The sequence below is a fragment of the Sediminibacterium goheungense genome, assembly GCF_004361915.1.
GTDB classification, from domain to species: domain Bacteria; phylum Bacteroidota; class Bacteroidia; order Chitinophagales; family Chitinophagaceae; genus Sediminibacterium; species Sediminibacterium goheungense.
In genome coordinates, this window is record NZ_SNWP01000011.1 from 853,126 (window position 1) to 866,658 (window position 13,533).

The 13,533-nt window shown below is 39.5% G+C and carries 13 protein-coding genes; 9 read left to right on the forward strand and 4 right to left on the reverse strand.

Translation table 11 applies throughout. The features are described 5' to 3' along the window. Nucleotides 1-12: 12 nt before the first annotated feature. The 3 genes from BC659_RS11390 to BC659_RS11400 all read left to right on the forward strand — a co-directional run bounded on the left by BC659_RS11390 (nucleotide 13) and on the right by BC659_RS11400 (nucleotide 3,609). Nucleotides 13-810, forward strand: coding sequence for a DUF3667 domain-containing protein (locus BC659_RS11390; protein ID WP_162847412.1), 798 nt, complete (start codon nucleotides 13-15; stop codon nucleotides 808-810). Nucleotides 811-850: 40 nt separating this feature from the next. Beyond that, a complete protein-coding gene (locus tag BC659_RS11395; protein WP_133474881.1) occupies nucleotides 851-1,315 on the forward strand; it encodes a YkgJ family cysteine cluster protein in 465 nt (154 codons plus the stop codon). A gap of 68 nt (nucleotides 1,316-1,383) precedes the next feature. Beyond that, nucleotides 1,384-3,609, forward strand: a complete 2,226-nt coding sequence (locus tag BC659_RS11400; protein WP_133474882.1) for a monovalent cation:proton antiporter family protein — start codon at nucleotides 1,384-1,386, stop codon at nucleotides 3,607-3,609. Nucleotides 3,610-3,693: 84 nt separating this feature from the next. Here the strand turns inward: BC659_RS11400 and rsmG are convergent, their stop codons facing one another. Further along, a complete protein-coding gene (gene rsmG / locus BC659_RS11405; RefSeq protein ID WP_133474883.1) occupies nucleotides 3,694-4,338 on the reverse strand; it encodes a 16S rRNA (guanine(527)-N(7))-methyltransferase RsmG in 645 nt (214 codons plus the stop codon). Continuing rightward, nucleotides 4,308-5,432, reverse strand: a complete 1,125-nt coding sequence (locus tag BC659_RS11410; RefSeq protein ID WP_133474884.1) for a glycosyltransferase — start codon at nucleotides 5,430-5,432, stop codon at nucleotides 4,308-4,310. The genes rsmG and BC659_RS11410 overlap by 31 nt, the downstream gene beginning before the upstream one ends. Nucleotides 5,433-5,619: 187 nt before the next feature. Here BC659_RS11410 and tgt point away from each other — a divergent pair, with 187 nt between their 5' ends. From tgt to BC659_RS11430, 4 genes are all read left to right on the forward strand, one after another. Continuing rightward, nucleotides 5,620-6,759 (forward strand): tRNA guanosine(34) transglycosylase Tgt, encoded by a 1,140-nt coding sequence (gene tgt / locus BC659_RS11415; RefSeq protein ID WP_133474885.1) that lies wholly within the window; start codon nucleotides 5,620-5,622, stop codon nucleotides 6,757-6,759. Nucleotides 6,760-6,978: 219 nt separating this feature from the next. Beyond that, entirely contained in the window at nucleotides 6,979-8,070 is a 1,092-nt protein-coding gene (locus tag BC659_RS11420; protein ID WP_133474886.1) for an LptF/LptG family permease, read from the forward strand. A gap of 142 nt (nucleotides 8,071-8,212) precedes the next feature. Continuing rightward, on the forward strand, nucleotides 8,213-9,535 hold the full coding sequence (locus tag BC659_RS11425) for a citrate (Si)-synthase, eukaryotic (protein ID WP_133474887.1): 1,323 nt from the start codon (nucleotides 8,213-8,215) through the stop codon (nucleotides 9,533-9,535). 102 nt (nucleotides 9,536-9,637) lie between these two features. After that, nucleotides 9,638-10,162: a DUF1801 domain-containing protein gene (locus tag BC659_RS11430; protein ID WP_211340768.1), complete on the forward strand. Its 525-nt coding sequence runs from the start codon at nucleotides 9,638-9,640 to the stop codon at nucleotides 10,160-10,162. A gap of 168 nt (nucleotides 10,163-10,330) precedes the next feature. On the opposite strand, the gene BC659_RS11435 is transcribed toward BC659_RS11430, so the two are convergent. Beyond that, nucleotides 10,331-10,969: a response regulator gene (locus BC659_RS11435; protein ID WP_133474888.1), complete on the reverse strand. Its 639-nt coding sequence runs from the start codon at nucleotides 10,967-10,969 to the stop codon at nucleotides 10,331-10,333. A gap of 71 nt (nucleotides 10,970-11,040) precedes the next feature. After that, the gene (locus tag BC659_RS11440) at nucleotides 11,041-11,778 is read right to left on the reverse strand and encodes a sensor histidine kinase (protein ID WP_133474889.1); all 738 of its coding nucleotides are present in this window, start codon (nucleotides 11,776-11,778) and stop codon (nucleotides 11,041-11,043) included. Nucleotides 11,779-12,212: 434 nt separating this feature from the next. Here BC659_RS11440 and BC659_RS11445 point away from each other — a divergent pair, with 434 nt between their 5' ends. Together BC659_RS11445 and BC659_RS11450 are read left to right on the forward strand one after the other, a co-directional pair. Further along, nucleotides 12,213-12,977: a sensor histidine kinase gene (locus BC659_RS11445; protein ID WP_133474890.1), complete on the forward strand. Its 765-nt coding sequence runs from the start codon at nucleotides 12,213-12,215 to the stop codon at nucleotides 12,975-12,977. Next, complete coding sequence (locus BC659_RS11450; RefSeq protein WP_133474891.1) at nucleotides 12,967-13,530, forward strand: T9SS type A sorting domain-containing protein; 564 nt, start codon at nucleotides 12,967-12,969, stop codon at nucleotides 13,528-13,530. The genes BC659_RS11445 and BC659_RS11450 overlap by 11 nt, the downstream gene beginning before the upstream one ends. Nucleotides 13,531-13,533 lie beyond the last annotated feature (3 nt).

Below are 13,533 nucleotides of genomic sequence, written 5' to 3' on the forward strand. Positions count from 1 at the left end.
ATAATATTGCACATGGAATCAATGTATTGTGTTAACTGTAACAGACCATTAAACCCTGATTTTAAAGTTTGCCCTGAATGTGGCCAAAAAATCAAGATTCATCGCTTTACGCTATCTCATATACTACATGAACTATTGCATGCATTTACACATGCTGATAAAGGTGCTTTACACCTGCTGAAAGAACTGGCGATAAGACCCGGCATAGTTTTACAGGAATACATCCTGGAAGGGAAAAGAAAAAAATACTTCAATCCTTTTACTTTATTACTCATCATACTGGGTTTCTCCGTATTCATGAACTCTATTTTCCATCCATTTCAGAAGAACCAATACATTACACAGGAACAGATGGCAAAAGCAAAGACAAAAGAAGAAAAAGCTGTCTACCAGCGTGTAACAGAAGTGCAGGCGAATATAAATGTCTTTATGGAGAAAAAAACCAACATCATGACCTTTATAACAGCCCCGATTATGGCGTTCGCTTTCTGGCTGGTTTTCAAGGGTAAAAAGTTGAATTATTCAGAGCACCTGGTTTCTTATCTGATGTTAACCTCTGTGCTTTCATTGATCAGTACGCTTACATTTGTACCATTGATGACTACCATAAACAAGGATTGGATTCCACTCTTGTTAGCGGTGAATTTATTGATACAAATAATATATACTACTTATGCATATACAAAACTTTTGAGGCTGAAGGGATTCGGAGAAATCGCCTTGGTAGCGGCAGCTAATATTTTAGGCATGTTTTTTACCATGCTGATGGTTATGATAGCTACCATTGTATACTTTCTGGTAACCTGGTAAGCATCTGAACCATACCTTTATCTTTATATAAATATTCTGCATGCAGCAATGGGAAAAATTAAGTGCTGATCACCAAAAACAGTACAAACAATTTCTGCAAAAAGCAGACAAGAAAAAAGTATTGAAACAATTACCTGATCTGCATGAAAAAGTATTTGCAGAAGTAGACTGCCTTACCTGTGCCAATTGCTGTAAAAATTATTCCCCGCGCTTCAAAACACCTGATATTAAACGAATCAGCAAAGTGCTCAGGCTGAAAGAAAGTGTATTCATCGATACTTATCTTGAACTGGATACCGACGGCGATTATGTAACCAAAACCAAACCCTGTCCATTTCTGGGATCGGATAACTATTGCAGTATTTACGAAGACAGACCCTCAGACTGTAAGCGGTTTCCTTACACGGATGAAGATGTATTACTTAAAAGACCTGCGATTACATTAAAAAATTCCACTTTTTGTCCTGCTGTACACCTTGCATTAGAATTTTTGCTTAAGTCATAAGTTTTTTCGATTTTTTTTGTATATTCTTGCCATACCCTGAGCGTATTTCCTGATATAAAGATTGGACTATGGCACATTTACCGGTATTGATTAAAGATCTGGCCCTCATTCTGGGTGCGGCTGCACTTATTACTTTATTTTTTAAAAGAATCAAGCAACCTGTTGTACTGGGTTATATCATTGCGGGATTGATTGTGGGGCCGAATTTTAAACTCTTTCCCACCATTGGTGATGTGGAAGGGATTAAAATATGGGCCGAAATAGGGGTGGTGTTTTTATTGTTTGCGCTGGGACTTGAATTCAGTTTTAAAAAACTGGTAAAAGTGGGCGGTTCTGCTGCCATAACAGGTATTACGGAACTGCTATGTATGATGTCGCTTGGTTATGGTATGGGACAATTGCTGGGATGGTCATCTATGGACAGTATGTTTCTGGGAGGTATTATTGCCATCTCCTCAACCACTATCATCTTTCGTGCATTTGATGAATTGGGGTTAAAAACCAAACAGTTTACAGGTCTGGTACTGGGCGTATTGGTAATTGAAGACCTCGTAGCCATTTTGTTAATGGTATTATTGTCAACTGTAGCTGTAAGTAAGCAGTTTGAAGGAACGCAAATGTTTTTGTCGATAGGAAAACTACTGTTCTTTCTTTGTCTCTGGTTCCTCATGGGTATTTTTTTATTACCCACATTCTTCAAAAAAGTACAGAAATGGCTGAGTAGTGAAACCTTACTCGTGGTGTCACTCGCACTTTGTTTGGGAATGGTGGTATTGGCTGATCAGGTAGGTTTTTCCGCAGCCCTTGGTGCTTTTATCATGGGGTCTATTCTGGCTGAAACCACACAGGCGCATAAAATTGAACACCTGGTAACCTCTGTAAAGGATTTATTTGGAGCCATCTTCTTTGTATCAGTAGGCATGCTGATCAACCCATCCATCCTGGTAGAATATGCGCTTCCTGTATTCTTATTAACCATGGCGGTGATATTCGGCAAAGTGATTTTTGTTACAACGGGTGCATTGCTGGCAGGTCGGCCACTGAAACAGGCAGTGCAGGCAGGCTCCAGCATGTCGCAAATAGGAGAATTCTCCTTTATTATTGCAACACTTGGGGTTTCTTTAAATGTAACCAGTTCTTATCTGTATCCAATTGCGGTAGGGGTTTCTGTGATAACCACTTTTACTACGCCCTACATGATTAAATTATCTGAACCGCTCTATCATTTTCTAGTAAAAGTATTACCCAAAAAATGGATCACGGCATTGGAAAAATATAGCAGTAGTTCTCAGATCATTGAAAGCGAAAGCAACTGGAAACGACTATTGCGTTTTTATATCCAGATCATCATTCTGAATGGTGTGATTATGATAGCACTTACACTGTTGATCGCGTATTTTCTACAGCCATTTTTGATGAAGTTTATTACAGAGCCGATCTATGTGAAAATAGCCTGTGCACTCATCGGATTAATTGCGATGGCCCCCTTTATATGGGCACTCACAGTTAAAAAAATGAGTAAAAGTGCTTACGCAGCTTTATGGCTCGACAGGAAATACAGCCATGGGCCACTCGTAATGCTCGAAATTGCCCGAAATGCGATTGCCGTTATACTGGTCGGTTTTTTACTCAGACAATTATTCGATTTCTGGATTGCAGTAGGGGCTACATTGGTAGTGATGTTGGTGATCGGTATCCTGTTCCGTCAGCGCTTACAAAGTTTTTACCAGCGACTCGAAGATCGCTTCCTGCAAAATCTGCATGAAAAAGAACTGCTCGAACAAAATAAAACGCAAAGCCATCTCTCTCCATGGGATGCCCACCTAACCCATTACAGAATCAGTCCGCATGCCAGCTATATTGGCAAAACACTGGAAGAGTTGCAATGGCGTGAACAGTATGGTATTAATGTGGCTTTTATAGAAAGAGGTAATAAAGTAATGTTCGCTCCGGCACGAACTGAAAAAATTTTTCCCTTCGATAATATTGGTGTTATTGGTACCGATCAGCAAATGCTGGAGTTCGGAAAGATTATGGTCCCTTATGCAGAAGAAGCTGATACTGAAAAAGAATTGGTAGAACTGGAGAAAATAGTAGTGGATGAACATACCCGACTGAAAGGGCTAACCATTCGTGAATCCGGTATCAGAGAAAAAACAAACGGACTGGTTGTGGGTATTGAAAGAAAAGGCGAACGTATTCTCAATCCATCTTCCTTTACAAAATTGGAATGGGATGATATCGTATGGATCGTAGGAAACAGAAAGAAAATTCAACAACTCTATCATCCCTGATTTCTCTGCGAAGCTTCCGTGTAACCCTGTGTCGTACTCCGTGGTTAACCATAGAGGTGAGTATGGCGCAGAGTTTCACAGTGGTTATTTGCTTATATGCAGGATGTATTTTTCAGCAAAATATTCTTCCGGGAATATTTTATCTACCGGCATCATCCTGGGTCGAAGTCCGCTTTCAAAAATTTCCTGTGCCAGGTCACCTCCCTTTAAGCAGATCAGTCCATTGGCAATTTCCTGCTGATGCCCTTTTTTTAATAATGGACCAGCCCATTGCCAGAGTTCTTTTAATGGTGCCACGGCACGGGATACGGCGAAATCAAATTTCCGGTTCTTGATTTCTTCCGCTCGGCTATGTTGTGTGGTAATGTTTTTAATGCCTGCACCTTCCGTAACGGCATCAACTACTTTTAATTTTTTAGCGATACTGTCTACCAGATGAAATTTCACTTCCGGAAAAAAGATCGCCAGCGGTACCCCCGGAAAACCGCCACCACAGCCAATATCAATTACCTGTGTACCAGGTTGAAAGCCGGCAATAGCAGCAATGCTCAGCGAATGCAGTACATGGTGTAAGTAGATGCTGTCAATATCTTTTCTGGAAATAACATTGATCTTAGCGTTCCACTCTTTATACAATTCTTCCAGCGCTTCAAACTGTTGAATCTGATGCGGTGTAAAATCACTGAAATACTTCAGGATTAATCCCAGTTTTTGCGGGGTGCTTTCCATATGGCGGGAACGGTAAAAATGAAATAAAAGAACATCCAGATATCAAAGAAAAGAAACCATGGCCAGAGATCTGTTTCATTCAGCTTTTTCATACCCTTGAAAAAAACAATGGCCTGAACCAGAAAACGAATACCAAATACAATTAAAGGTATCCACCAGTTGTAAAATATAATGCTTACTGCCAGTAAAGGGTATATCCAGAATAAAGAAAAAGAATATAAAGCGAGTAAGAACTTATGACTTCCTTTATAATAATTACTGGTCGTATAATGCCGGTATTTCTGTGTCATCCAGTCGCTCCACCTTGTTTTGGGTTCACTTAAGGTATGTGCTTCCGGATCAATACAGATGGTTGTATTATCAGGGCGTGCCACCTGATTAATAAAAAGATCATCATCACCACTCGGTATCTGGTTGATGGAAGAAAAACCTTTGTTGCGAAGAAATACTTCTTTTTTATAACTCAGGTTCCTTCCCACACCCATATAAGGTATACCAGCGAGTGCATAGGAAAGGTATTGAATGGCAGTATGAAAAGTTTCAAAACGAATCAGCTTATTCAGTAAGCCGGGTTTTTTATGATAAGCGCCATAGCCCAATACGATTTCGGTACCATCGGTATAACATTCCTGCATTCGCTGAATCCAATGTTCGGAAGCAGGTACACAGTCTGCATCGGTCAGTAAAAGGATTTCATGCCGGGCACTCTTGATACCCATCGACAAAGGGAATTTTTTACCGCTGATCATTTTAGCTTCCTGGGTAAGTTCTATATAGTTGATGTTTTTAAACATTTTTTTAAACTCATCAACCAGGTACTTGGTATCGTCGGTAGAATTATCATTCACCAATACCACTTCATGAGTTGTTTGATACTGTTGTACCAATACACCCGGAAGTGTTTTCACCAGGTTATGCGCTTCATCCCTGGCACAGATCACAACAGAAACAGCATGTTCCAGAGAAGTATGTTTTTGCGGAGATTGATAAAAAGCGAGACGCTGGAAAAAGTAGAGATAGTAGAACAATTGAATGGCAATCACGCCACAAAACACAAAAAAACAAATATCCCAGAGCAGAGTTGGTATCGTCATTCAGCAAAAATAGGGTTTGGAATAGCTATGTGTGAATAGAGTGTGAAGATGTGGAAAAGTACGGGCGGACAGTCCGGAAGTCCGAAAGACCGAAAGACAAAGGGATTGAGGTGTAGTAAACAATCTGAAATATAAGAGCGCTTCTCCGGACTTTCCGACTTCCGCTCTTTCGGACTACTTTTGCAGAATGGCAGCACTCTCATTTGAACTGGAAACAACATCGGTTGGCAGCAGGGCCCGGGCAGGGAAGATCAGTACCGATCATGGCGAAATACATACACCCATTTTTATGCCGGTGGGTACGGTGGGCACCGTAAAAGCAGTAACACAACAACAGTTGAAAGATGATGTAGAGGCACAGATCATATTAGGAAATACTTATCATTTATACCTGCGTCCGGGCACAGAAGTGCTGGAAGCTGCGGGTGGACTGCATAAATTCAATGGTTGGGACAGGCCGATTCTTACGGATAGCGGTGGGTATCAAGTGTTTTCTCTGGCAGCCAACCGAAAAATCAAAGAGGAAGGGGTGATGTTTCAGTCGCATATAGACGGCAGCCGGCATTTGTTTTCACCGGAATCAGTGATGGATATCCAAAGAAGTATTGGTGCAGATATTATTATGGCATTTGATGAATGTCCGCCCTACCCGAGTGAATACGGATATGCCAAAAAAAGTATGGAGCTAACCCACCGCTGGCTGGATCGTTGTATCCAGCGATTGGCAGATACGCCCGATAAATATGGCTATACCCAAAACCTCTTTCCCATAGTTCAGGGAAGTACCTATAAAGATTTGCGAAAAGCATCCTGCGAATACATTGCTTCAAAACAAGCAGTAGGTAATGCGATTGGTGGATTGAGTGTAGGTGAACCGGAAGAAATGATGTATGAGTTTACCGAACTCTGTACCGAAAACCTGCCTGTTGATAAACCCCGTTACCTGATGGGTGTTGGAACACCCTGGAATATTCTGGAATGTATTGACCGGGGTATTGATATGTTCGATTGTGTAATGCCCACACGAAATGGCAGGAACGGAATGATCTTCACAACAGAAGGGGTAATCAATATCAAAAATAAAAAATGGGCAACCGATTTCTCACCCATTGACCCGGGGCTGGATAACGAAATAAGCCGTTTTTATACAAAAGCCTATTTGCGTCATTTATTTGTAGCCGATGAAATCCTGGGTATGCAATTAGCCAGTCTGCAGAACCTCTCCTTCTATCTCTGGCTGGTAGGAGAAGCCCGCCAGCATATCCTCGCCGGCGATTTCGCATCCTGGAAAACAGGTATGGTAGACCAGGTGAAAAGAAGATGTTGACGAGGCGTGAATGGTCAATGGTGAATGGGGTGAGTAGTGAGTAGTCAGTAGTGAGTAAGTCAAAAGCTATTTGGCTTATTCAGCACCATCCAAATCCGCCATCCTCCATCCTCCATCAAATCTGCTATCTGACATATGCCATCTGAGATCTTCGATCCTTTAACATCCTTTTTTCTCCCGCATCCATCCAACCCTGTATCTTTGAAGCGATAAGCCGTTATGAAGAAAATCGACTGGTACATATTGAAGAAGTTTTTGACGACTTTCTTTTTCTCCATCTTTCTTTTTGCGGTGATTGCTATTGTGGTGGATGTAAGTGAAAAAACGGATGACTTTGTACGTTCGGGGCTATCCTTGCAGCGCATTATCACAGATTATTATTATGGCTTTGTGCCACATATTATTGCCCTTTTATTACCACTGTTTGTATTTATAGCCGTGATCTTCTTTACCTCAAAAATGGCCGGAAGAAGTGAAATCATAGCTATCCTGGCCAGTGGTACCAGTTATCGCCGGTGGTTAAGACCGTATTGGGTAGGTGGTATGATGCTAGCGATAATACTCTGGTTTGCCAATCAGTATGTAGTACCCAGGGCCAATCAGATACGCGGAAGTTTTGAAGCGACGTATATCGATAAAAACAATAGTTATAATGCCTTGATCAGTACAAGCAGTTATATTTATCTAAGGGTAGATTCCTTTACCTATGCAGGTATTTATGCGTATGATACTATGACAAAAAGAGGCGGCCCTTATTTTTCATTTACCCTAAAGAACGATAAAGTCGTAGCCAACCTGCGTGCCGATCAGATTGTATGGGATACAGCAGTAAAAAAATGGAAGCTGGAATCACTGTTGGAAAGAAAAATATCGGATAAGGGTGAAGAGGTATCCATGACACCAGAAAAAAGAATGGATTTCAATTTTAAGCCATTGGATCTGGGTCGTGATAAGTATACCAAAGACAAATTAACCACTCCCGAACTGGATCGTTTTATTGAACTGGAAGAATTAAGGGGTTCAGAAGGGCTAAACGATTTGAAAGTGGAAAGATACCGGCGCGATGCTACCTGTATAACGGTTCTCTTGCTCACCCTTATCGGAGCCATTATTGCCGGTAGAAAAGTAAGAGGAGGCAGTGGTGTGCACCTGGCAGTGGGGTTTGTAATAGCCGCCCTGTTTATCCTTACCGACCGTTTTTCAACCATCTTCTCTACGAAAGGTGATCTGCCACCCTTAGTAGCCGCCTGGATACCCAATTTTATCTTCATTTTCGTGGTCATTTACCTCTATCGAAAGGCTCCTAAATGATTTTAACGGAGTTTACACAACCTTCATGCTTTTAGTTTTGTTGAGCATGCTAACAAGTGTTACCTTTAACGGCCTGAAAAGCACCGTGAGTAAGACTTTTCATCACTTTTTATAACGAACGCCATAGCTAAAATTTTACGAAATGGGAATTATTAAAGATCGGTTTAAGGAGAAAGCAGATGCTGCCAATGCCGAGATCAAAGACATTCTGAAAACACATGGAAATAAAAAAATCGGGGAAGTAACCCTTGCACAGGCCTATCAGGGAATGAGGGGTATTACCGGACTGGTAACAGAAACCAGTTTGCTCGATGCACAGGAAGGTATCCGTTTCAGAGGATACTCTATCCCGGAACTGCAACAGCTTTTACCCAAAGCACCAGGTGGCGGAGAGCCCCTGCCGGAAGGTTTATTTTACCTGATGCTCGTTGGCGAAATGCCAACGGAAGAAGATGCCAACCACATTACCAGTGTATGGCAACGCCGCAGCCATGTTCCCAATCACGTGTTCCAGACCATTGATGCATTGCCCATCAACACACACCCCATGACCATGTTTGTAACGGGTGTAATGGCTTTGCAAACAGAAAGCAATTTCGCCAAGGAATATGCTAAGGGCATCAATAAAAAAGATTATTGGAACCCGGTGTATGATGATGCGATGGACCTGATTGCGCGTTTACCACGAATTGCAGCTTATATCTACCGTCGCAAATACAAAAACAATGAACATATTCACCCGAATGGTTTGTTAGACTGGGCAGGTAACCTGGCCCATATGATGGGTTATGATGATGAAAGCTTTAAAGAATTGATGCGTTTGTATATGACCATTCATGCCGATCATGAAGGAGGTAACGTATCGGCACATACCACGCATCTGGTAGGTTCTGCATTGAGTGATCCATACCTGAGCTATGCGGCAGGTATGAATGGACTGGCAGGTCCATTACACGGTCTGGCGAATCAGGAAGTAATCAAGTGGATATTTGAAATGCAGGAACAACTGGGTACCGATGATCCTACCAAAGAACAGATTGCTGAGTATGTACAAAAAACATTGTCATCAGGCAAAGTAGTACCGGGTTATGGTCATGCTGTATTACGTAAAACCGATCCACGCTTTACTGCGCAGATGGAGTTTGGTAAAAAGCATATGGCCGATGATAAACTGGTGAATACTGTTTGGAAAGTATATGAAACTGTGCCACCGATACTGGAATCATTGGGCAAAGTAAAAAATCCATGGCCGAATGTGGATGCGCATAGTGGTGCATTACTGGTACACTATGGACTGGTAGAGTATGAGTTCTACACCGTATTGTTTGCCGTGAGTCGTGCTCTCGGTGTACTGGCCAGCCTTTGCTGGGACAGAGCGCTGGGACTGCCGATTGAAAGACCTAAATCTGTTACCACAGAAGCGGTGAAGGAATGGCTCGAAGGAAAAGGCGAAATCTGGGAATAAGTATACCCACTGAAATAAAAGAAAGTCCGTAGTAACCCTACGGACTTTTACTTTTTTATACGGCTTTGATTTTTTATTTTGAGGGTACTGAAACCGAAATCTATGACAAAAGCAGTACCCAAAAAGGCAGCCAAAAAAGCAGCGCCCAAAAAAATCGCTAAAAAAGCGGTAAAGAAAGCGGCTGTTAAGAAGGCTGCACCCGAAAAAAAGAAAAAGGAAATCAAGATTAAATATGCCGATAAATCTGCGGGTCAGCCGGAGATGGTAATCATTTTTGAGCAGATCAAAAAAATGTTATTGCCTTATGTAAAAGGCAGTCTGGAATTGGTAGGCGGGAATGGCGGTATGTTATGCCTGGTAAGTCAGCAACATGTTGAAATACAGGGTAGGAAGCGTGACGAACTCTGGTTTGCCGGTATACTGGTACAAAAGGGCTATGTAGGATTTTATTACATGCCCGTATATGCCCAACCCGAAATGAAAAAAGTCTTCAAACCTGAATTGCTGAAATGCCTGAAAGGGAAGAGTTGTTTCCATATCAAAAAGAATGACCCTATCATTATGAAACAGATTAAGGAGTCGTTGAAATTGGGATATGACATGTATAAAGAGAGGGGATGGTTGTAAAATAATAGAATGCTTCAATTTTTATTTAGTTAGTTAGAAATCATCTATTCTTTTCGCTCACTTTTTTAGCTGATGACAAATGAATGTCTACTTTATACAAATACTCATTATTTATTTTTTGCAAACATATCAGGGGGCTTATCAATATGATTTCAGGACTAGATCAAATTATATTAAATTGGTTTCTCTTGCAAGCTCTATTAGTCGTGATAGATTGTGATTGGGGATATCTAGTTTGTCGTAAATTTTACCTTTATAAGTAGATACTGTTGATGCACTAATATTTAAGGATACAGATATCTCCTGAATTGTTTTTCCTTTGATAAGGTCAAGCGCGATCTGGAATTCTCGCTGTGATAAAATGTCAAATGATTTTTTTACGTCCTTTTCAATTTGTTTTTCTGCCCACTTGCGCATCAAATTATCACTTATATATGTTTTTCCGTTCAATACAACATTTATAGCCTGCAATATCTGCTGATTATTGCAGCTCTTATTAACAAATCCTTTTACACCTTCTTGAAAAAAGCGGAGCGCAAAAATTTCTTCATTACTCATGGTAATGATAAGCGTTCTGGTATGTGGGTATCTTTGGTTAAGGAATTTGACAATGCTCAAAGAGTCGCTGTCTGGCATATTCAAATCAAGAATCACTAAATCAAAAGAAAACAATTTTATTTTTGCAATACATTCATCTTCATTTTCTGCTTCATCAATATATACTTGGGGATACTCACTGTTTATTAGTAAACGAAGCCCACTTCTAACAACAGCATGATCATCAACTAACAGAATTCTCTTAAGCATATGATTATTTCGTAGTCAAGAAAATAAAGTCTGGTTAAGTGAAGTGACCTGTATTAAAAACAGATCATAAATTAAGATTGTGCGTTTATCGGATATTTTAAAGTGAATGTAGTGCCAACACCTCTTTCGCTGTATAAATCATACTGAAGTCCAGCCTGTTTTGCCAGATCATGTATGATTCTAAAACCTATATGCTGAGAAGATGAAGGACTGGTATCATGCAGTTTTTCCAGTAATTTATGATGATCAAAACCCCTGCCCTGGTCTATAATAGAGAAGTAGACTGTTGTTTCGTCTCTCGTTGTTTTCAATAATATTTCACCACCTTCTGTGTATTTATTGGCATTATCGAGTGCATTTCTGAGAATAATAATTGATAATTCTTTGTTCGAATAAACCCGTATATCCTTATCGACTTCCGTTATTAATGTATTATTACTTAATTTGATTTGTTTTGTGTATAACTGACTTATTTCAAAAGCAATATCTGCCAATGATATATCTTCTTTTTTTACAGATATTTCCAGTTTGTTGTTAATGAACCAGTCAAGCACATTTGTTCCAAATAGATAGAGATTTCTACTTGTCTCTGTAACGAGCTTTAACTTTTTTCTTGCATCACTACCTGGTTCGTTTATTTTTTCTACGTCTAAACTATCAGCTACATCACCTAGAAACCTGAGTGGAGAACGAATGTCATGCATAACAATCTTACATACTTTGACCAGCGTGTTGTATTTGTTTAGTAATTCGTTGTACTTGTATTCAATTTCTTCACATGAAGTTGAAGTGGAGGGTTCAGTAATCATCGTATAGCAGGTTTGGTTTTGGGGCTTTTATTTTCCACATTAGTACTGAACATAGACTCTACCTGGTCAATATTCAGGTAAATCAACTAATATGGCTGCAAGCTTAGTTTCATCAGCTAATTTCGCTTAAAAAAAAGATAATTCAAGTGCAAACAGATAAATACAGGGCCTTGAATTAATATTTTTCACAACAAATTAAATTCTCCTTAAACTACTTAAATTATAATTAAAATAATAGCAATTTTATACCTCACTCAGTCAATTTATTATCAAAAAGCTATATGTGACTTTGCTTAAACTATTAAGTCAGGAAGATAGCTGTGGCGCATAGCTGATCAGCTATTTTTTTTTAGTCATCGCGCTATTTGTATTTCATTGCATATCTATCTGTTTCTTAGTCATAGTTGATAATATTTGCGCCATGCTTAAATAGTATGCGCGAATTACAAAAAATATATTCAGACCTTAATGGAAATGCTTTATTAAAAAGCACTATCGATGTGTTAACAGGTCATGAATTCATGATTCCAATAAATGGTATTCTAGACTTTTCTGAATTCTTACAGCGAGATAATATCAGTTTATCTGATGAGGACAAGAAGAAAATCGTAAAGGATATAAATGTTGGGGCCGCTCAATTAAAAGGAATCGCTCACAGACTTCATACTTGGCATGATTTATTACTTGGTTCATCTATATATGAGCATGAATTTTTCGAATTGTCATCTGAGTGTATTAAGATGTTGGTGTTTGAGGAATCCAAAAAAAATCTAATACCAGATGCGCTGGTGGTTGTTTCATTCGATCGCACTGAATATTTTGTAAAGGGGAATAAAAAGAAATTTATTGCCGCAGTTAGTGAGCTTATTCAGAACGCATGTAAGTTTTCAGAGATAAATACCGCTGTCTCTATTTCCATTAAACAAAAAGGAAAAAAAGTCATTCTGTCTATTTCTAATTTTTCAGTTGCGGCTACTGTATATGAGTTGCAACGGTATAGGGCATTTTCGCGCTTACATAAGAGAAAAACAAGTCAACAGGGTATTGGATTAGGGCTGGCAATAGCCCGTTTAGGGATTACTCAATGCAATGGCCAGTTAAAAATATCTCGTGGTGTCGAAATGAATAAAATTATAATGGATATCAGCTTATATAAAAATGATCTTGTAAATAAGAAAATGATAGCGAATGAGAAGTGAGGGTGATAAACAAGTATCGATAGAGATGAAGTACTTTAAAATGCTTGCTTTGCTAAGCATATTTATATTGATTGGTATTTGTGTTTCTGCACAACAACTAAATTATTCTATGGGCTTTACCGGTAATCTTTCGATAAATAATATTTCTGTTCCATCTAATAGTTTTCCACTTATTAGTGTAAAAGGTGATAAGTGTATAAGTATTGATAACGGACTTTCAAAGTTTATGCCCTCTACTGTTAGATTATTTGTAACCAACTGTATTGTGGATCAGCCAAAAGGGCAATTGAACTTAAGCATCTATCCGAATCCATCATTCGGTGGATTTATAACCCTTACGGCTACTGCGTCAGCGAATCCAACAGGGCTATTCAGTATAAAGATTATGGAATTAAATGGAAGAGTAAGAATCATTTCGTCAGCAACTATGGCAGAACTAAAGAGTGGTGTACGGATTAATGTGTCGGGATTAAATCAAAATATGTATATCGTTCATGCTTCATCTGCAAAAGATGACCTGTCGGATGTTAAACAAATAATCATACTAAAATAAAAA